The sequence below is a fragment of the Terrabacter sp. C0L_2 genome (genome assembly GCF_036352015.1).
In the GTDB taxonomy this organism is placed as follows: domain Bacteria; phylum Actinomycetota; class Actinomycetes; order Actinomycetales; family Dermatophilaceae; genus Terrabacter; species Terrabacter tumescens.
Genome location: NZ_CP143557.1, coordinates 2,687,538 through 2,705,228 on the forward strand (window position 1 = coordinate 2,687,538; position 17,691 = coordinate 2,705,228).

Here is a 17,691-nt window from a genome sequence, read left to right on the forward strand (position 1 = left end):
CGTCCACGACGCGCCCGGCGGCAGGTGCGCCGGTAGGGTTCCCGGCGTGAGCGAGCCGAGCACGCCCCACCCTCCGGGACGAGGGATGCCGCCCGGTGGCCTGGCGCCGGGCACACCGGTCGCCGGCCGCTTCACGAAGTGGGGCGGTGGCCGGCACTGGGAGTGGGTGGGCCGCTACCTCGGCGCCGACGAGCACGGGCACTGGTGGTACGCGCCGGCCGGCACGCGGTGCGCGCGCCCCGGCATGGAGTTCGTCTCGACGAGCAGCTGGGTCTCGCTCGCACCGCACGAGGGGGCGTATGCCGTGGGCTTCTACCTCGCCCACCGTGAGGTGAGCGTGTACGTCGACATGACGACCGAGCCGCAGTGGCGACGTCGGGACGTCGTCGACGCGGACGGCGGTGCCGACGGCGAGGGTGCGGTGGAGTGGGAGGTGACGATGGTCGACCTCGACCTCGATGTCGTGCTGACCCGCGACGGGCACCTCTTCGTCGACGACGAGGACGAGTTCGCCGAGCACCAGGTCGAGCTCGGCTACCCCGCCGAGATCGTGGCGCTCGCCGAACGCTGGCGCGACCTCGTCCTCGCTTCGGTGGCCGCCGGTGACGAGCCGTTCGCGTCGGTGGGACACGCCTGGCTGCGTCGTGCGGACGCGGGGGAGTCGGCGCCGGTCGGCGGGCGCTAGGCTGGGCGCATGTCTGATCGTGTCCTCGCACTCGTCACCGAGGGGGAGGAAGCCGCGCGCGAGCTTCCCCTGCCGGTGATCGCCTACTTCCTCATCACGTTCGCGCTGTTCCTCGTGGCCCTCGGCGTCACGTGGAGTTTCCGCAACACGGCCTACAAGATCCAGGCACCTCGCCCGGCCCGGCCCGAGGGCACGCACGGCAGCTCGAGCGGATCCGACGGGGCCCACCACTGACCATGCGCCTCGGCGTCATGGGTGGGACCTTCGACCCGATCCACCACGGCCACCTCGTGGCCGCCAGCGAGGTGCAGTCGCGCTTCGCGCTCGACGAGGTCGTCTTCGTCCCCACGGGCCAGCCGTGGCAGAAGGCCGACCGCTACGTCTCGCCCGCCGAGGACCGCTACCTCATGACCGTCATCGCGACGGCCTCCAACCCGCGCTTCACCGTCAGCCGGGTCGACATCGACCGGGCCGGCCCGACCTACACGATCGACACCCTCCGCGACATCCGGGCGGAGCGGCCCGACGACGAGCTCTTCTTCATCACCGGTGCCGACGCCCTCGCGGAGATCCTGTCGTGGAAGGACGCCGAGCAGCTGTGGGAGCTGGCCCACTTCATCGGCGTCACCCGTCCTGGGCACGAGCTGTCCGACAAGGGTCTGCCCGGGCAGCGGGTGACGCTCCAGGAGGTGCCGGCCATGGCGATCAGCTCCACCGACTGCCGCGCGCGCGTGGCCGACGGCGAGCCGGTCTGGTACCTCGTGCCGGACGGGGTCGTCCAGTACATCAACAAGTACCGCCTCTACGCCGACCCGCACGCCGACTCCCGCGCCGACACCAGCGCCGACACGTTGAGGGCGCCGTCCCTCGTGCACCACCAGACCCGCCGCGTGGCCCAGCCCGTGCAAGCAACCGGGGCGCTCGCGCCCCAAGGAGATTCGTGACCGCAGCAGACCATTCCATCCAGCTCGCGAAGGTGGCCGCCCTGGCCGCCGAGGAGAAGCTCGCCGAGAAGGTGCTCGCCATCGACGTGAGCGAGCAGATGCCGCTCACCGACGTGTTCGTCATCGCCTCGGCCCCGTCCGAGCGCCAGGTCGGCGCCATCGTCGACGAGGTCGAGGACCGGCTGCGCGAGCTCGGCAGCAAGCCGATCCGGCGCGAGGGCGAGCGCGAGGGCCGTTGGGTCCTCATCGACTTCGGCGACATCATCGTGCACGTCCAGCACGAGGAGGAGCGCGAGTACTACGCGCTCGAGCGCCTGTGGAAGGACTGCCCCGAGATCGACCTCGCGACCGTGTCCGCCCCGGCCCGTCCGGGTGGCGACGAGACCGCCGAGGTCGAGGAGGCGTGACCTCCGCAGGGTCCGCGACCGCCAAACCTCCGGCCGAGGCCCGCCTGCGTCGGGTCGTCGTCGTGCGCCACGCCGAGACGGTCGACAACGCGGCCCGGGTCTGGCAGGGCCACAAGGACACCGAGCTGTCCGAGCGGGGCCGCGAGCAGGTACAGGCCGCCGCCCCGCACTTGGCGGCGTACGCGCCGGCGCTCATCGTCTCGAGCGACCTCCGTCGGGCGGCCTCGACCGCCGACGCCATCGCAGGCCTCACCGGTCTGGAGGTGCGTCTCGACGCACGCCTGCGCGAGGTGCATGTGGGGGAGTGGCAGGGCCTGCATGCCGACGAGGTGCGCGAGCGCTACCCCGACGTCATCGCTGCGCTCGACCGCGGCGAGGACGCCCCTCGGGGCGTCACCGGCGAGACCCGCGCCCAAGTCGCGGAACGCGCTGGTGCCGCCCTGCGCGAGATCACGCACGAGCTGCTGCCCGGGCAGACGGCCGTGGTCGTCGCCCACGGCGTCAGCGCCCGCGTCGCCGCGAGCGTCCTCGTGGGGCTCGACCAGGACACCTCCGACGCCGTCTTCCGCGGCCTCGACAACTGTCACTGGATCGAGCTCGTCGAGTCGGGCAAGAGCTTCTCCGAGGTGACCCGCTGGCGCATCAGCGGCTGGAACCTCGGGCCCTGGAACGTCTGACCCCAAAGGCCGCCCCCGATTTTGGCTCACGGGCGCGGACCCGCTATGGTTACGCAGTCGCTTCGACGAGGTGACAAACCGCAAGGGGCTGTGGCGCAGCTGGTAGCGCACCTGCATGGCATGCAGGGGGTCAGGGGTTCGAGTCCCCTCAGCTCCACCGAACGAGAAGGACCGGCCACCAGGTGTCCGGTCCTTCTCGCGTTACCGGGACCTGCCGGACAGATGGCGCTGGTCGGCTCCCTCGCGCTCAGGGTCTCAGGGGCTCGGGGGCTCAGACCCCGGTGGAGGCCTGCGTCGTCCCGCTGCTCGCCGTCGAGCCGCCGCCGCGGGCGAGGACCCGCCGGTAGGCGTTCTCGTAGCCGGTCTCCATCGCGTCGAGGCTGAACCGGCTGCTGACGTAGCGGCGACAGTCCGCCGGCTCCAGGGAGGCGCAGTCCGTGATGGCGCCGGCGAGCTGCTCGGGTCGGTCGACGACGAACCCGGTGCGTCCCTGCGCGATCACCTCCGGTGCGGCGCCCCGGGCCAGCGCGACGACGGGCGTGCCGCACGCCATCGCCTCGACCATGACGAGCCCGAACGGCTCCTCCCACCGGATCGGGAAGACGAGGCACCGCGCACCGGCCAGCAGCCGGCGCTTGAGGGCCGGGTCCGCGACTCCGACCTCGACCGCGTCGGGTCCGAGGACCGGGGCGAGCTCGTCCCGGTAGTAGTCGTGCTCGACCTCCTCGGTGCACTTGCCGGCCAGGATGATGCGGACGCCTGCACGGCGCGCGGCCTGGACCGCGAGGTGCGGCGCCTTCTGCGGGTGGAAGCGTCCGAGGAAGAGGACGTAGTCGTCCTTGTCCTCGCGGTAGGGGAAGCTGTCGACGTCGATGCCGTTGTGCACCGTGGCCACCCAGTTGAGGTCCGGGGCGCGGCTGCGCTGGGCGTTGGAGACGGCCACGAGGCTGACGGCGCTCCCGAGTGGTCGGTACACCTCCGCCAGGTCGTCCATGGTGCCGTGCACGGTCACGACGGTCGGGGACCGCCGTGCGTCGGCCGTGAGAGGACCGGCGAGCGTGTGGTCGTGGATGATGTCGACGGTGTGCGCCCGCAGCAGGGCCTCGACGCGGGCCGCGTGCACGACCTCGGGGAGCGCCAGCGTCAGCTGGGCGGCGGCAGGCGTCTCCCACGTACGCACGAACTCCTGCGCGGCCGTGCCCCGCGTGCCGGCGGCGAACAGGATGACGTGGTGCCCACGCGCCACGAGACGGTCGACGAGGCCGGCGACGACGTTCTCGACGCCGCCGTAGCCCTGCGGGGGCACCGTGTAGTAGGGCGGCGCCACCATCGCGATGCGCAGCGCTCGCGGCCGGAGCACGACGCGTGGCGTCGCACCGGACGTCGATGTGGTCGACACGTGCACCACCCCCAGAGTCCGCGACGGCCCCACACCGCCGGTCGTTGGACTCGACCTTCACGGTACCCGTCACCGGGGAACCCGAACGCGGATCGCGACCGGTCTCACTCGACCGGTTGCGCGGACTCTCCAACGGTGCCGGCGCCGCGCTCGACCCGCACGCCGTCGGTCAGCCCGGAGACCTGCCACCCCGAGTCGTCGACGGAGACGTCGACGAGGTCGCCCCGGACGTGCAGCTGGGAGACCGAGAGGGGCAGCAGCGCGTCGGGCACCTGGGGGTCGAGGCGTACGAACCCACGAGGCAGGTCCACGTCGAGTCCGCAGAGGGTCCGCAGGAGAAGGAGCGGGGTGGCCGCCGCCCAGGCCTGCGGTGAGCACGACGTCGGGTAGGGCACCGGGTGGCCGAACTCGTGCCGGTCGAACCCGCAGAAGAGCTCGGGCAGGTGGTCCCCGAAGCCCGACGCCGCGTCGAGCAGACCCAGGATGATCCGGTTGGCCTCGGCCACGAAGCCGTAGCGGCGCAGGCCGGCGGCGATGATCGCGTTGTCGTGCGGCCAGACGGAACCGTTGTGATAGCTCATCGGGTTGTAGGCGCCCGCCTTCGAGGACAGGGTGCGCACGCCGAAGCCGGTGAACATCTCGGGCGACAGCAGCGCCGCGGCCACCTGCGGGGCATGCTCCTCGTCGACGATCCCGGTCCACAGGCAGTGGCCCATGTTGGAGGCGAGGGAGTCGACGGGCCGCTTGTCGGCGTCGAGCGCCAGCGCGTAGTAGCCGCGCTCCGGCAGCCAGAACTGCTCGTTGAACCGGCGCTTGAGCGTCGCCGCGCGGTCGTCCAGCTCGCGGGCCCGCTCGGTCTCGTGGGTCGCCCGAGCCAGCTCGGCGCCGGCCACCAGCGCGGCGTAGACGTAGCCCTGGACCTCGGCGAGGGCGAGCGGGGGGTGCGCCAGGTCTCCCGAGTCGTAGGTGATCCCGTCGAAGGAGTCCTTCCAGCCCTGGTTGACCAGCCCGCGGTCGGTGGCCCGCTCGTACTCGACGAAGCCGTCGCCGTCGGCGTCGCCGTAGCGCTCGATCCAGCTGAGCGCCCGGTGGACGTGCGGCATGAGCGAGGCGGTCTCGGTCTTCGAGGCGCCCCAGCGGTGCAGCTCGCCGGCGAGCATGACGAACAGCGGCGTGGCGTCGACCGTGCCGTAGTAGACGGTCTCCTCGCCCTCGCGCGCCTCGTCGACGAGCCCGGAGCGGACCTCGTGCAGGATGCGTCCCGGCTGCTCCTCCGTGCGCGGGTCGACGCTCTTGCCCTGGGTCTCGGCCAGCGTCTCCAGGGTGCCGCGCGCGACCCTCGCGTCGAGGGGGAGCAGCATCCACGCCGTCAGCAGCGAGTCCCTGCCGAAGAGCGTCATGAACCACGGCGCGCCGGCCGCGAGGACGATCCGGCGGGGGTGGTGGGGGTCGGTGATCCGCAGTCCCGCCAGGTCGTCGGTGCACGTGCGAACGAGCCGGTCGAGGCGCTCGTCCGCCGCCGACACGACGGGGCTGCGCTCGCGCCAGCGACGGTGCTCGAGCGCGGGGTGGCTTTCGCGGCGGGACACCCCACGGCGGTACGGCGAGACGAGCGGGACGTCCTCGAAGACGGGGACGACGCGGAGCGTGAAGGTGCGCGCGCCTCGGGCGGGGACGGACAGGTGCCACACGAGGCCGTGCGTGAACACGGTGGCGCCGCCCGTCGCGCTGAGCTCGACGGCGCGGGACTCCGCACCGTCGAGGCGACGACGCAGCACGCCGTCGCCCATCGTGGTCTCGACCTCGCTCTTCCGGGTGCCGGGACGTCCCTCCTTGACGTCGAAGAGACCGGCGAAGTCGGTGGTCGCGGTGAGCGTCAGGGTGACGGCGGCCTCTGCGCCGCTGAGGTTCTCGAGGGTGATGTCCTCGACCATGCCGTTGCCGACGTAGCGCCGTCGCACCACGAGCAGGGTGCTGTCGGCCAGACCCGGGCGCGGCCGCCGGCGGGTGACGAAGGTCGCGGCGTGCGGCCCGATGGGCTCCACCGTCAGCGGCTCGAGCGGCTCGCCGTCGACGCGCAGCTCGAGGTGGTCCAGGAAGCGGGTGTCCTTGACGACGAGACCGTGGCCGCCGGCCGTCCCGATGTCGCCCGACGGCCCAGACACGCAGAAGCACCGGCCCTCGACGAGCGAGACCGTGGACATGGTCCCCGACACGGGCGGGCCACCCGTGAACGCCCAACCCTCCGTCATGGCATGCCAGCCCACGCCGATTCGGTGGCGCTGTCAACCGTCTCGCCCATGCCGACCACCACTTCTCTCACCGGGGCCGTGTGGTGACGACGAAGACGGAGTCCGTGCGCCAGTCGGCGACGACCGCCGCGTCGGGTCTCGGGCCCAGACGACGCGTGCGCGTGGCGCCCAGCGCGCGATCGAGGTTGGACCGTGGCACCGGTGGCGGCTCGGCGCTTCTCGTCGCTGCGGCCGGGGCTGCACTCACGTCCAGCTCCTCCTGCTCGAGCGACCGCGGGTCGAACTCCAGCGTGCTCGTGACGACCATGAGCTGGTCGCGCAGCGAGACGGTCCCTGCCTGCCACAACGGGTCCGACACCTGCCCGAGCAGGTCGACCTGCGTCGACTCCCCGGGCCCGAGCGCGACCGAGCCGGCGGGGAAGGCGTCGGTGAAGATGCCGTACGTCTCCGTCAGGTCGAGCAGGGCTGCCCACAGCGGGGTGGAGGTGGTGTTCGCGAGACGGACGGTGAAGCGCGGGGGGTCGCTGCCGGCATACGCGATCGTCAGGGTGCCGCCGGCGCGCACGGCTCCTGACCCCGCGTCGACCTCGACCCGGACGGCGTCATCGGCGAGGCTCGTCGCCGGGTTGGACAGGGCGGCCAGGCGCAGCCAGCGGGCGACGCGCTCGAGGGCGAGGACCGTGCGCTCCTCGCGTCCGTCGCCCCCGACGACGGGCACGAGCGGTCGAGTGACGCCGGGTCGGGTGATGACGAAGCCGAGCGGCGTGGCCTGCACGAGCAGGTCGGCGCCGCCCTCGCCCGCGGCGTCCTCCCCGAGGTCGACGAGGTCGACGAGCGTCTCGTCGGCCTGCTCGGCGGCCCGGCGCAGGGCCGTGGTGCCCGCGGCGTCGCCGACGATGCCGACACGCAGCGGGGCCAGCGGGATCGAGGTGACGACGGCCCGGTAGACGTAGGCCGGGTCGAGCTCCGGGAGCAGCTCGACGAGGCTGCGGTCGGGGAGGACCTTCGTGACGAGCGCGGTCGCGAGCGGCGAGCCCGACGTCTCACCCGACAGCGGGTAGACGGCGAGCTCCGTCGTGTCCTCGCCGACGGGCTCGGGCACGCCGTGCACGGCGCCCGAGTCGATCGACCACCCGTCCGGCAGCCGGCTCAGGGTGAGCGGACGGGGCGTCGCTGCGATGGCTCCGCCGAGGAAGGGACGGTCGAGCTCGGTCGCGTCGGCGGTCTCGACCTGAGGGTGCTGACCTGCGACCCGGCTCGTCACCTCGGACGTCACCATGCGCAGCACGTCACGGTAGGTGGGGCGACCCTCGGAGCCGAGCAGGGCGGCGGCGAGCGCAGCGGACAGGGCGCCGTGGCGTCGGCCCCCGGCGGTCACCTCCTTGGCCTGCTCGGAGGAGCGGCAGGCCGCGAGCAGCACGTGCCGGCCGCCCGGGGTCCACCGAGGGGTGCCGCGCACCCGTCCGACCTCACCGCCCCCGCCCGGCGGCAGGTCGAGCCCCACGAAGGTCGACGAGGGGCGCGGCCGGGGGTCGGGCGGCGCGAGCCGCACGACCTCGTCGGCGTCACGGGTGCCGTCGCCGGAGTGGCAGCAGTCGAGCACGACGAGCGTGTGGCAGCCGGACGCCGAGACGCCGTCGAGCAGTCCGGCGAGCTCCTTGTCGGCGAGGTCCCAGCTGCCGGGAGAGCGGCTGTCGACGCACACGATCGTCTCGTTGCGGTGGTCGGGCTCGACCGACCAGAGGTCCTCGGGCGTCGCCTGCTGCGAGCCGTGCCCGCTGAAGTAGAAGAGCGCGACGTCCTGTGCCGTTGCGCGGCCCAGGTGCTCGGCCAGCCGCATCGTGACCGCCGTCCTCGTGGCCTCGGCGTCCGTCAGCACGACGATGTCGGCCGCGTCGGGACCGACCCGTTCGCGCAGCACCTCGGCGAACTCGGTGACGTCGTTGACGCATCCCGTCAGCGCCGGGACGGGCGCGGGGTAGTCGTCGACCCCGACGAGGAGGGCGTAGACGCGGGCTGTCATGTCGCGACGTCCTCTCAGGACGCCGCGTCGGCGAGGGTAATGGTCTGCCAGCCGTGTGGGAAGCCCTGCGTGTCGGCCGTCCGAGCGGCGTTGGTGCTCTTCATCGTCCGCAGGCCCCAGGCGGTGGACGAGCTCGTCGCGTCGCTGAGGTTGACGTTCATCGAGAAGACCGAGCCACGCGCCGGAGCCGACCTCAGCTGCAGGGCCGACCACGGCACCCAGACCTCGAGGTCGTAGCCGGTCAGGCTGTCGGCCCGCGCGACGGTGATCTCCGGGTGGCGCGTGCCGGTCGTGAACGTGCCGCGAGCCGCCGGGTTGATCGACGCGACGCCGGAGGTCGGGGCGTCGCGGGAGAGGCCGACCATGACGTGGACGTCCTGGCCGCGACGGGTGGTCGACTTCGGGTCCAGACGCCGCGCGTCAGGGCCGAACTCGAACGAGAAGCCGTCACCGTTGAAGTAGGCGCCGGGGCTGGCGACGTCGACGCTGCGCAGGTCCGGGTCGACGACGTGGACGTGCAGGTAGAGCCCGCTGCTGTCCCACACCGTCTGCCAGTCGCCGCCGAACTCGCGCTGTGGGGTGCCGCGCTGGGCGATGACGTGCGAGATGCTGCTCGTGGGCACGCCGTCCCAGTCCGCGAAGTCGCCGTCGATGACCGGGGTCGTCGTGGCGCAGCCGGCGACGAAGGTCGTTGCCCCGGCTCCTCCCGCCCCCGCGCCCGCGGTTGCAGGTGCAGGGCCGCAGGCGGCCGCCACGTCTGGAGCCGCTTCCTTGAACCACCTCGGCACCTGGGTGGCGCCGACCCAGAAGAGCCCGAAGAGGACGACGAGACCGGCCACGCTGCGGACGAAGCCGTTGCCTCGGCGGCGTCGGTTCTCCTCGGGGGCGGTGTCGTGGGGCCGATCCGGCTCGGGCCGTGGCCCAGGCCGCGGCCGCGGTTCGGGCTGTGGCTGCGGCTCGGCCTCCTCGCGCTGGGGCTGCGGCTCGGGCTGCGGCTCAGGGCGTGGCGGCACGAGCGGCAGGGGCCGCTCCAGGACCAGGTCGTCCTGTCGGGGGAGGGGATCGCCGCCCGCGACCTGGTCCGGGCGGATCCGCTCGAGCAGCTGCGTGACGTCCGCGTAGTCGGGGTGCTCGGTCGCGATCTGCTCGAGCAGCGGCAGGGCCGTCGCCTGCGCGCCGGCCTGGAGCGCCCCCTTGGCCGCGCCGTAGAGCGACTCGAGCCGGCTCTCCGGTCGCACGGCCGGCGTCTCGGTCCCGGCGGTGAAGGAGAACGGCTGGTCGGCGCCCGAGCGCAGCAGCACCGCCGTGCCCCACTCCGACGCCTCGTCCGACACGGCCATCGCCTTGCGCACCTCGCAGATGGCGGCGTCGATGCCGAGGCCCCGCGTCAGGAAGTAGTAGAACTCGTGGCTGAAGACGAGGGCCGCGCGGTCCGAGATCTCGGTCTGCATCGCGACGACGGCCGGCAGGCCCTGGCGCACGAGCGCCTGGGCGACGCCGGAGAACGCGTCCCGCCCGGAGGTGCGCGCCCCTTCACAGGCGTTGAGGACGCACAGCTGCATGGTGCGCGCGTCGTGGAGCAGCGTCCCGAGGCGGGCGCCCGAGACGCGGTGGGCGGTGCCGTCCTCACGTTCGAGCACGAGCACCCCCTCCGCGGCCTGCTGGTCGAAGTCGCCGTGGCCGATGAAGTGGAAGACGTGGAAGTCGTCGAGCAGGGCGCGCTGCAGGCCGGTCAGGGTGGCGTCCTCGAGGACGGTGACCGTGAGTCGGCCGCTCGCCACGAGGTCGCCGGTGGTGGCGGTGAGCAGCTGGCGCTCGCGCTCGACGGCGAGCTCGGGCATGTCGCTCGGGCTCGAGATCATGACGAGGACGCGGAGCGGCGCGTCGACGTGGACGACGGGCGGCCGCTCCAGCGAGTCGAGCAGACGCACGACGGGCGTCTCCTGCGAGAGGGTGAGGAAGCGCCCGAGCGTGGCGTCGTAGAGGTACTCCCACGGCACGGGGTCGAGGTCGGGAGCCGCGTCGAGGCGCAGCCGCAGCCGCAGGTCGCGGCCGCTGTCGCGGGCCGTCGCAAGGCTCGACCGGAAGGCCGTGCCCACGTCGCCGGACAGCAGGGCGTCCCCGAGCCGGCGGCCGTACTCCTTGACGTCGACGACCCTGGCCTCCGCTGGGACGAGCCGGCGCGAGGAGACGCGGGGCGGCCCGACGGCGATCATGAACTGGGCGAGGTCGGTGGCCGCGAAGGGGAGCGTGAAGGGAGCCGACGCCTGCCCCGCGGGCGATGCGAGGACGTGGGCGGCATACCCCTGTCCCTCGGGGGTGACGGCGACGTCGAAGTCGAGATACTCACGGCTCATGGCGATCCTCTGTCCGCAGGAGCGCGCCTGCACTCGACAGTACGCCGGGGGCCTCGCGCTGATACGACGTTTAGACCGGGACATGCCCCTTCGGTAGAATCGTGACTGAGCGCGCGAGCCGCGCTCGCGGACGAGGGAGCCGTACCCGCACAGCGACAAGACGGCCAGATCGGAACGCCGTGCACTGGCTCGTCCTCATCCTCTCCGGCGCGCTGGAGGCCGTCTGGGCCACCGCGCTCGCCGCGTCCGACGGCTTCCGTCGGCCCCGTCCGACGGTGCTGTTCGCGCTCGCCCTCGTGCTCAGCATGGTCGGCCTCGCGTGGGCCATGACCGCCCTGCCCGCGGGGACGGCGTATGCCGTGTGGGTCGGCATCGGGGCCGTGGGCACCGTGCTGCTGGCCGTGGCCCGCGGCGAGGAGCGTCTCGGCGCGGCCCGTGCCGCCCTGCTCGTCGTGCTCGTGGCGTGCGTCGCCGGCCTCAAGGCGGTGGCGTGATGCCGTGGGTCGTCCTGCTCGCGAGCGCCGTCCTCGAGGCGGTGTGGGCCTCGGCGCTCGCCGCGTCCGAGGGCCTCTCGCGCCCTGCGCCCGCCGCGCTCTTCCTCGTCGCCGGCGCCCTCAGCATGGTCGGGCTGGCCCGCGCCGTGCGCACCATCCCCATCGGGACGGCGTATGCCGTGTGGACCGGGATAGGGGCCGCGCTCACCGTGACGTGGGCCATGGCCTCGGGCAACGAGGCGTTCTCCGTCGTCAAGGTGGTGCTCCTCGCCGGCATCGTCGGCGCGGTCGTCGGCCTCAAGCTCGTGGGCCACGAGGCTCCCGCGGACTGAGGCAGGGCTCGTCAACGGGTCCGTCCTCGGGGTGGTCATCGGGTTGTCGTCGGGCCGGACATGCGTGGTGTGCGGCCCGATGTCGCCCCTGGCGGTGATGATGGGCCCGTCGCCCACGGCATCGGGTCGCGGGCACGACACGAAGGAGCACTCACGTGCGCATGACCACGACCTGGACGACCGCCATCGTCGCGTCGCTGGCCATCTCGGGGATCACCGGAGCTGCGGCCGCCTCAGCGGCCTCCGCCCCCCAGATGCAGACCCAGACCCAGAGCCAGACCCGCGCCGGCTCGGCGTTCGTCGCCGCCGACGGCCACACCTACGACTACGCGTCGGGCACGACGTCCGACCCGCGGGCCGCTGCCCTCCTCGCCAAGGTCCGCAGCCTGCTGCCGGCGGACTGGCGGGCGCGGCAGGCCGCGGCGCTCTCGCGCTTCGGGGTCGAGCCGTCCGCGGCGCAGGACGCCCTCGGTCGCGCCATCGACCCCACGCAGTACCAGTGCGCCCCGACCCGGCTCGACGCCTTCGTCGACGGGATCATCGCCGACATCGACCCGTCGAGCCTGTTCGTGCTGTCGATGCTCGGCGGCTTCGACTTCCCGACCTACGACGCCCTGCTCTTCGGCAGCCAGGGCGACGCCCTCCACGCGCTGACCAAGTCGTCACGCAACGAGCTGACGAGCTCGTTCCGGACCGCGCAGAAGTTCTGGGACACCGACGGCTCCGACATCCAGCTCATGGCCATGCACGGTGACGTCATGCGTGACCAGGCCCGCCTCACGCGGCTCATCGCCGTCCTCTACGGCGTCTCGGACACCGACGCGGCCGAGCTGGCAGGCCTCGTCGTCGACGTCGTGACGAGCGACCCCGGGCTGGACGGCGGTGACAACCCGATCTTCACCCTCAACGCGTTCGCGTTCAGTGGTGCGGGTGACCCCGACCCGATCATCTCCTCGCTGCCCGACAAGCTCGTCTTCGGAGACGGCATCCTCGAGGCCCTGGACGCCATCGGGGTCGGCGACGTCGGTCCCCGAGCGGTGCTCGGCCACGAGTACGGCCACCACGTGCAGTACGACAGGAACCTCTTCGCCTCACCCCTGACCGGTCCCGAGGCGACGCGTCGCACCGAGCTGATGGCCGACGCGTTCGGCACGTACTTCGTGACCCACAAGCGGGGGCTCGCCCTCAACACCAAGCGCGTCCTCGAGGCCGAGCAGTCCTTCTACCAGGTCGGCGACTGCTCCTTCACCAGTGCCGGTCACCACGGCACGCCCAACCAGCGGCTGCGGGCCTCGACGTGGGGCGCCTCGGTCGCTGCCGACGCGCAGAAGCAGGGGCAGGTCCTGCCGTCGCTGACGCTGGACTCGCGCTTCGAGTCGGTCCTGCCGCAGTTCGTCGCGCCCGACGCCTGAGCAGTCGTCGACACCCGGTGCGGGCCCCTGCCGATTCCGGTCGGCAGGGGCCCCGCCCGCACTAGGGTCGGTCCATGGGTTCGTGGTGGCTCGAGGCCGTCGGCTGGGCCGGCTCGGCGGTCCTCGTCTGGTCGTTGCTGCAGACGCAGCTGCGCCGGCTGCGGCTCATCAACCTCGTGGGCTGCGTCGTGCTCATCGCCTACAACGCCGTCAACCACGTGTGGCCGATGGTCGGGCTCAATGTCGTGCTGGCCGGCATCAACGTCTACTACCTGACGCTGATGTCCCGGGAGAAGCACGACTCCGGCGTCTACGAGGTGCTCGAGGTGGCCGGCGACGACACGTACCTGCGCCACGTGCTGCGCGTGCACGAGGGTGACATCCGGCGCTACAACCCCGAGTTCGTGCACGACCCTTTCGCGGGTGACCCTTCATACCTCGTCCTGCGCGGCGACGAGACGGTCGGGGTCGTGCTCATGCGCGATGCGGGACAGGGCACGGCGCAGCTGCTGCTCGACTGGGTGACGCCGCGCCACCGGGACCTGACGCCCGGTGAGTTCGTCTTCGGTCCGGAGGGTCCGTTCCGGCGGCGCGGCTTCAGACGGGTACTCACGCCGCCCGACATGGTCGAGCCCTACTACGAGAGCCTCGGCTTCCGCCGCGACGGGGACGCCTACGTGCTGTGACGTGCCGCGTTCGTCTCGGACGTCCTGCGGGAGTGGGTGATCCGCCGCACGCCCGTCGGTGGGCCGGGCCACATCGGCCTAGGCTTGGGACAGGGAGCCGTGTGGGTCTGCCGCACGGCGGCCCGTGAAGGATCGGTGAGCACCATGGCCGCGAACCAGTTCCCGGTCGAACCCCATCCTGACGCGCCCGACCCGACCGTCGACCGCGTCGTCCCGGACACCCCGGAGGAGGACCTGCGCGGCAGAGCACTCCGCCGGCTCAAGAAGAAGGCCGACTTCCGCAGCCACCTGATGATCTACGTCCTCGTCAACGGCATGCTCGTCCTCATCTGGGCGATGACGGGCTCGGGCTTCTTCTGGCCCGCCTTCGTCCTCGGCGGCTGGGGCATCGGGCTCGTGGCCAACGCCGTCGACGCGTATGTCGTCGACACGCCTACCGAGGAGCAGATCGAGAGCGAGATGGAGCGGCTGCGCCGTCGCTGACGCCTCCGTGGGCCGAGGCCGGGTCCGAGGCCGGGTCCGAGGTCGGGTCCGAAGGTGTCGCGTCGGTCGGTTCGGCGCGCCCGGCCAGTGCGATGCACCCGGCGAGCGTGACGACGAAGGCCGCGGCCGCCAAGGGCGTCCGGCCCGGGGCCACCCGGTCGCCGAGCACCATGAGGCCGACCGCTGCCGGCACGACCGTCTCGGTGGCGAAGGTGAGTGCGGCAACGGTCGTCACCCGGCCGCGGCCCAGTGCGGCTGCGTAGGCCACGGTCGCGAGCGCCGCGTGCACCACGAGTGCCCACGCCAGCCCGCTCGTCGTCAGCCGCCACAGTGGGGAGGGGACCTCGAGCAGCCGGGCTGCGACCCCGACGCCGCCGAACCCCAGACCCGCGGCGACACTGAGCAGGACTGCGCCCCGACGCCGGTCGTGGTCGAGCACTCCCACGCCGAGCAGCGCCGCGACGAGCGCGGCGGCGCCCGCCAGCCACCAAGCCGCTCCGGGCCCCGGACCCACCGCCGGGCCGTCCACCGCTGCGAGAGCCAGACCCGTCAGGCCGGCGCCGACCCCGCACAGGGCGACGACCTCGGCCGCCCCGAGGCGCACCCCTAGCACGAGCACCGACAGCACGGCGGTGACAGCGACCGACGACGCGACCGCCGACTCGACGAGGAAGAGGGGCAGCGTGCGCAACGCCGCCACGGACGCGAGGAAGCCGGCGGCATCGAGGCCGAGCCCCACGGCATACGGCCACGCGGCGCGGACCCGACCGGTCAGCGGTGTGCCGGCCGGCAACGCACTGGCCCGGCGGACACCGATGGCCTGGAGCACGGTGGCCGCACCGTAGGCGAGCGCCGCGACGAGGGCGCCGAGCAGTCCGAGCGTCACGCCGCCATCGTGGCAGGCGCGACTGGGAGGGGACTGCGGGTCAGAGCACCCGCTGGCACTTGCTCATGAACCGGTCCGGGTCGACGACGGCCCGGTGGATCTCGCCCCTGGCGATCTCCTCGCCGTCGGAGTCCTTGACCGTCACGTGGCACACGAGGCGACGACCGTCGTTGATCGGCTCGGCGCACAGGACGGTGATCTCGGAGCCGACCGCGCTGCCCTTCACGTGCTCGATCTTCACCGTGGTGCCGACCGTCGTGTGGTCGGAGTCGATGGTCTGCTTGCACACCTGGAAGGCGGCGCTCTCGCACCACGTGATCAGACGCGGCGTCGCGAGGACGTCGAGGTCACCGCTGCCGAGCTGGGCGGACGTGTCGTCGGCGGTGACCGTGTGCTGGAACTTGCGCATGGGCATTGGACGAGTCTGGCAGAGAACTGGACGTTCGCCGATTCGTCTCGACAGGTGGTGGGCCCGTGCAGCGTGTCCGTGCCGCCGAACTGGGTGCTGGCTGGAAATCTGGCCTCGTGACCACCCATCTGTGGGTTATCAGCGTCGCGCTCGGGGTGACGGCGCTGCTCAACTGGCGCTCCGTGCTGCGTGGCGACGTCTTTGTCGAACGGCTCACCAAGCCGCTCGTCGTGCTGCTGCTCATGGCCCTGGCCTGGTCGCTGCACTGGGAGGGCTGGGTGCCGGGCTCACCGCCCCTGCTGCCGGTCGTCGTGGCGCTCGTGCTCTGCCTGGTCGGCGACGTCGCGCTCCTCCGGGCGACGGAGGCACGCTTCCTCCTCGGGCTCGGCGCCTTCCTGCTCGCGCACGTCGCCTACATCTGGGCGATCCTCGAGACGCCCGGCGTCGAGGGCTTTCCGTGGCCGCTGCTGGCGGCCGTCCCGGCGCTCGTGCTGCTGCACGCGAAGGTCGGCCGCGACATCGTGCGCCACTCCGGCGGGCAGAAGGTGCCGGTCTTCGTCTACCAGCTCGTCCTCACCGCGCTCGTGCTCGTCGCGGCCTGGAAGGGCGACTGGCTGCTCGTGGCGGGGTGCGCGGTCTTCGTGACGTCCGACGCGGTGCTGGGCCACGATCGCTTCGTGCGTGAGCGTCGCTGGGCGCCCCTGACCGTCATCGTGACCTACCACGTGGCCCAGGTGCTCATCCTCGTAGCCCTCTACCGCTGACAGTCGAGTGGCCGCGTCATCACACCCACCCCCCCCGGGCTCCTATCCCGTCGAGTGGCCGCGTCGTCACACCGACCCCCCGCTCGTACGCCGTCGAGTGGCCGCGTCGTCACACCGACCACACGCTCGTAGGCTCGAGTGGCCGCGTCGTCACACCGACCACACGCTCGTAGGCCGTCGAGTGGCCTCGTCGTCACACGCCTCCGTCCACATCCCACGTGTCGGCGAGGCGGTTGTGCACAGATCCGCGACTCACCCGCCGAGACGCTGTGTGTGCCCGGACGCTGGAGAGATGCGAGATCGGGGACAGAGACGCAGCTGGATCGTGGACGAAGCGAGCGTCGTCGCTCACCGAGCTCTGGTGCAGGCCTGCCGTGCGGCCCTGTCGGTGCTCCCCGTCGGAAGCGTCTTCTCGCACGTGACCGCGGCGCAGCTCCACGGACTTCCGCTGTCGTACGCGATGGAGGAGGACTGCCGACTCCACGTGACGCGGCCGATCACGAGCAACCGCGTGCGGCTCCCCTCCGTAATCGGCCACCGTGCCCTGCACGCTCGGCGCGTCGTCGAGATTGAGGGGCTACCGGTCGTGGACCTCGCCGACACCTGGGTCGACCTTGGAGAGCTCGTCGGCCGGGGCAAACCGGTCGGGCTCGACGACCTGGTGGTGCTCGGCGACGCGTGCGCCACCCGACTGGGCTCGCGCGTCCCTCTCATCCAGGCGTGCCTGCTGCGCAACCGGCCGCGGGGCAAACGGACCTTGCTCGAGGCCTACGAGGAGATCCGCGTCGGCTCGGCGTCACCGCGCGAGTCGTTGGCGCGGCTGGTCCTGACGAGAGGGGGCCTGCCCGAGCCGCAGCTCAACGAGCCGATCTTCGCCTCGTGGGACCCGGGACTGCTGCTGGGTGTGGGAGATCTGGTCTGGCGTGTTCCCACTGAGGACGGTGGCCTACTCAAGGTTGTCGGTGAGTACCAAGGTGAGCTCTTCCACTCCGGGGACGAGCAACGGCTCCACGACGGAATCCGCGGGAGTGGGATGGCCCGCGATGGATGGGACGTCCAAGAGATGTGGAAGGCGGATCTGAACAGCTCGCAGTCACGTGTCTCGACTCTGCAGCGTTTCGCGGCGGCCCTTCACGTTCCGTCGGACCGCCTCCGCCCTCAGGACGTGACGCCGCGCTTCTTCTCGAGCCACGCCATCGACCAGGCGGTCCAGCGAGAGATGCAGCGCTCTGCGTGGTCCTGACTCGAGGTTGCCTGTGTGACGACGGGGCCACTCGAGTGTGGGGTGGGTGTGACGACGGGGCCACTCGAGGGTGGGAGGCGTGGGGCGACGGGGCCACTCGAGGGTGGGAGGCGTGGGACTGCGGGGCCGCTCGAGTGTGGGAGGCGTGGGACTGCGGGGCCACTCGAGTTGGGAGGCGTGGGGCGACGGGGCCACTCGAGTTGGGAGGGGTGGGGAGGGCGTCGACGGGGACGGTGGG

At 72.3% G+C, this 17,691-nt stretch carries 18 protein-coding genes, 1 tRNA gene and 1 riboswitch; of the genes, 13 read left to right on the plus strand and 6 right to left on the minus strand.

Going from position 1 to position 17,691, the window contains the following annotated elements:
- Window positions 1-46 precede the first annotated feature (46 nt).
- The 6 genes from U5C87_RS12340 to U5C87_RS12365 all read left to right on the plus strand — a co-directional run bounded on the left by U5C87_RS12340 (window position 47) and on the right by U5C87_RS12365 (window position 2,870).
- Window positions 47-685, plus strand: a complete 639-nt coding sequence (locus tag U5C87_RS12340; RefSeq protein WP_330472869.1) for a DUF402 domain-containing protein — start codon at window positions 47-49, stop codon at window positions 683-685.
- Between the two features lie 9 nt (window positions 686-694).
- The gene (locus U5C87_RS12345; RefSeq protein ID WP_030200250.1) at window positions 695-919 is read left to right on the plus strand and encodes a hypothetical protein; all 225 of its coding nucleotides are present in this window, start codon (window positions 695-697) and stop codon (window positions 917-919) included.
- Window positions 920-936: 17 nt separating this feature from the next.
- Window positions 937-1,629, plus strand: coding sequence for a nicotinate-nucleotide adenylyltransferase (gene nadD / locus U5C87_RS12350; protein WP_330472870.1), 693 nt, complete (start codon window positions 937-939; stop codon window positions 1,627-1,629).
- A complete protein-coding gene (gene rsfS, locus U5C87_RS12355) occupies window positions 1,626-2,036 on the plus strand; it encodes a ribosome silencing factor (protein WP_330472871.1) in 411 nt (136 codons plus the stop codon). Before nadD ends, rsfS begins: the two co-directional genes overlap by 4 nt.
- The gene (locus tag U5C87_RS12360; RefSeq protein WP_330472872.1) at window positions 2,033-2,713 is read left to right on the plus strand and encodes a histidine phosphatase family protein; all 681 of its coding nucleotides are present in this window, start codon (window positions 2,033-2,035) and stop codon (window positions 2,711-2,713) included. Before rsfS ends, U5C87_RS12360 begins: the two co-directional genes overlap by 4 nt.
- An 84-nt stretch (window positions 2,714-2,797) precedes the next feature.
- Window positions 2,798-2,870, plus strand: a tRNA-Ala gene (locus tag U5C87_RS12365).
- Between the two features lie 114 nt (window positions 2,871-2,984).
- Here the strand turns inward: U5C87_RS12365 and U5C87_RS12370 are convergent.
- From U5C87_RS12370 to U5C87_RS12385, 4 genes are all read right to left on the minus strand, one after another.
- Entirely contained in the window at window positions 2,985-4,112 is a 1,128-nt protein-coding gene (locus tag U5C87_RS12370; protein WP_330472873.1) for a glycosyltransferase family 4 protein, read from the minus strand.
- A gap of 104 nt (window positions 4,113-4,216) precedes the next feature.
- On the minus strand, window positions 4,217-6,328 hold the full coding sequence (locus U5C87_RS12375; RefSeq protein ID WP_330472874.1) for an amylo-alpha-1,6-glucosidase: 2,112 nt from the start codon (window positions 6,326-6,328) through the stop codon (window positions 4,217-4,219).
- A 103-nt stretch (window positions 6,329-6,431) separates the two neighbouring features.
- On the minus strand, window positions 6,432-8,387 hold the full coding sequence (locus U5C87_RS12380) for a caspase family protein (RefSeq protein ID WP_330472875.1): 1,956 nt from the start codon (window positions 8,385-8,387) through the stop codon (window positions 6,432-6,434).
- 14 nt (window positions 8,388-8,401) lie between these two features.
- Window positions 8,402-10,744, minus strand: coding sequence for a CHAT domain-containing protein (locus U5C87_RS12385; RefSeq protein ID WP_330472876.1), 2,343 nt, complete (start codon window positions 10,742-10,744; stop codon window positions 8,402-8,404).
- A gap of 104 nt (window positions 10,745-10,848) precedes the next feature.
- Window positions 10,849-10,914: riboswitch (guanidine-III (ykkC-III) riboswitch) on the plus strand.
- A gap of 9 nt (window positions 10,915-10,923) precedes the next feature.
- On the opposite strand from U5C87_RS12385, the gene U5C87_RS12390 reads away from it, so the two are divergent.
- The 5 genes from U5C87_RS12390 to U5C87_RS12410 all read left to right on the plus strand — a co-directional run bounded on the left by U5C87_RS12390 (window position 10,924) and on the right by U5C87_RS12410 (window position 14,151).
- Window positions 10,924-11,238: a DMT family transporter gene (locus U5C87_RS12390; RefSeq protein WP_330472877.1), complete on the plus strand. Its 315-nt coding sequence runs from the start codon at window positions 10,924-10,926 to the stop codon at window positions 11,236-11,238.
- The gene (locus tag U5C87_RS12395; protein ID WP_330472878.1) at window positions 11,238-11,570 is read left to right on the plus strand and encodes a DMT family transporter; all 333 of its coding nucleotides are present in this window, start codon (window positions 11,238-11,240) and stop codon (window positions 11,568-11,570) included. Before U5C87_RS12390 ends, U5C87_RS12395 begins: the two co-directional genes overlap by 1 nt.
- 161 nt (window positions 11,571-11,731) lie before the next feature.
- Window positions 11,732-12,982, plus strand: a complete 1,251-nt coding sequence (locus tag U5C87_RS12400) for a hypothetical protein (protein ID WP_330472879.1) — start codon at window positions 11,732-11,734, stop codon at window positions 12,980-12,982.
- A 74-nt stretch (window positions 12,983-13,056) separates the two neighbouring features.
- Complete coding sequence (locus U5C87_RS12405) at window positions 13,057-13,668, plus strand: hypothetical protein (RefSeq protein ID WP_330472880.1); 612 nt, start codon at window positions 13,057-13,059, stop codon at window positions 13,666-13,668.
- 144 nt (window positions 13,669-13,812) lie between these two features.
- Complete coding sequence (locus U5C87_RS12410) at window positions 13,813-14,151, plus strand: 2TM domain-containing protein (protein WP_330476688.1); 339 nt, start codon at window positions 13,813-13,815, stop codon at window positions 14,149-14,151.
- Here U5C87_RS12410 and U5C87_RS12415 read toward each other — a convergent pair.
- Together U5C87_RS12415 and U5C87_RS12420 are read right to left on the minus strand one after the other, a co-directional pair.
- Window positions 14,102-15,037, minus strand: a complete 936-nt coding sequence (locus tag U5C87_RS12415; RefSeq protein WP_330472881.1) for a hypothetical protein — start codon at window positions 15,035-15,037, stop codon at window positions 14,102-14,104. The two genes, U5C87_RS12410 and U5C87_RS12415, sit on opposite strands and share 50 nt — an antisense overlap.
- A 40-nt stretch (window positions 15,038-15,077) precedes the next feature.
- Window positions 15,078-15,452 carry a thioesterase family protein gene (locus U5C87_RS12420; protein WP_330472882.1) on the minus strand — a complete coding sequence of 125 codons (375 nt, stop codon included), beginning with the start codon at window positions 15,450-15,452 and terminating at the stop codon, window positions 15,078-15,080.
- Between the two features lie 110 nt (window positions 15,453-15,562).
- Here U5C87_RS12420 and U5C87_RS12425 point away from each other — a divergent pair, with 110 nt between their 5' ends.
- Together U5C87_RS12425 and U5C87_RS12430 are read left to right on the plus strand one after the other, a co-directional pair.
- Window positions 15,563-16,210 (plus strand): lysoplasmalogenase family protein, encoded by a 648-nt coding sequence (locus U5C87_RS12425; RefSeq protein WP_330472883.1) that lies wholly within the window; start codon window positions 15,563-15,565, stop codon window positions 16,208-16,210.
- 325 nt (window positions 16,211-16,535) lie between these two features.
- Window positions 16,536-17,453, plus strand: coding sequence for a hypothetical protein (locus U5C87_RS12430; RefSeq protein ID WP_330472884.1), 918 nt, complete (start codon window positions 16,536-16,538; stop codon window positions 17,451-17,453).
- The last annotated feature ends 238 nt before the right edge of the window (window positions 17,454-17,691 follow it).

What these genes read in the sequence shown, in the direction of transcription:
- U5C87_RS12345 (WP_030200250.1), top strand. Translation starts at nt 695, where the DNA reads ATGTCTGATCGTGTCCTCGCACTCGTCACCGAGGGGGAGGAAGCCGCG.
- nadD (WP_330472870.1), top strand. Translation starts at nt 937, where the DNA reads ATGGGTGGGACCTTCGACCCGATCCACCACGGCCACCTCGTGGCCGCC.
- U5C87_RS12380 (WP_330472875.1), bottom strand. Translation starts at nt 8,387, where the DNA reads ATGACAGCCCGCGTCTACGCCCTCCTCGTCGGGGTCGACGACTACCCC.
- U5C87_RS12385 (WP_330472876.1), bottom strand. Translation starts at nt 10,744, where the DNA reads ATGAGCCGTGAGTATCTCGACTTCGACGTCGCCGTCACCCCCGAGGGA.
- U5C87_RS12395 (WP_330472878.1), top strand. Translation starts at nt 11,238, where the DNA reads ATGCCGTGGGTCGTCCTGCTCGCGAGCGCCGTCCTCGAGGCGGTGTGG.
- U5C87_RS12400 (WP_330472879.1), top strand. Translation starts at nt 11,732, where the DNA reads ATGACCACGACCTGGACGACCGCCATCGTCGCGTCGCTGGCCATCTCG.
- U5C87_RS12405 (WP_330472880.1), top strand. Translation starts at nt 13,057, where the DNA reads ATGGGTTCGTGGTGGCTCGAGGCCGTCGGCTGGGCCGGCTCGGCGGTC.
- U5C87_RS12410 (WP_330476688.1), top strand. Translation starts at nt 13,813, where the DNA reads ATGGCCGCGAACCAGTTCCCGGTCGAACCCCATCCTGACGCGCCCGAC.
- U5C87_RS12420 (WP_330472882.1), bottom strand. Translation starts at nt 15,452, where the DNA reads ATGCCCATGCGCAAGTTCCAGCACACGGTCACCGCCGACGACACGTCC.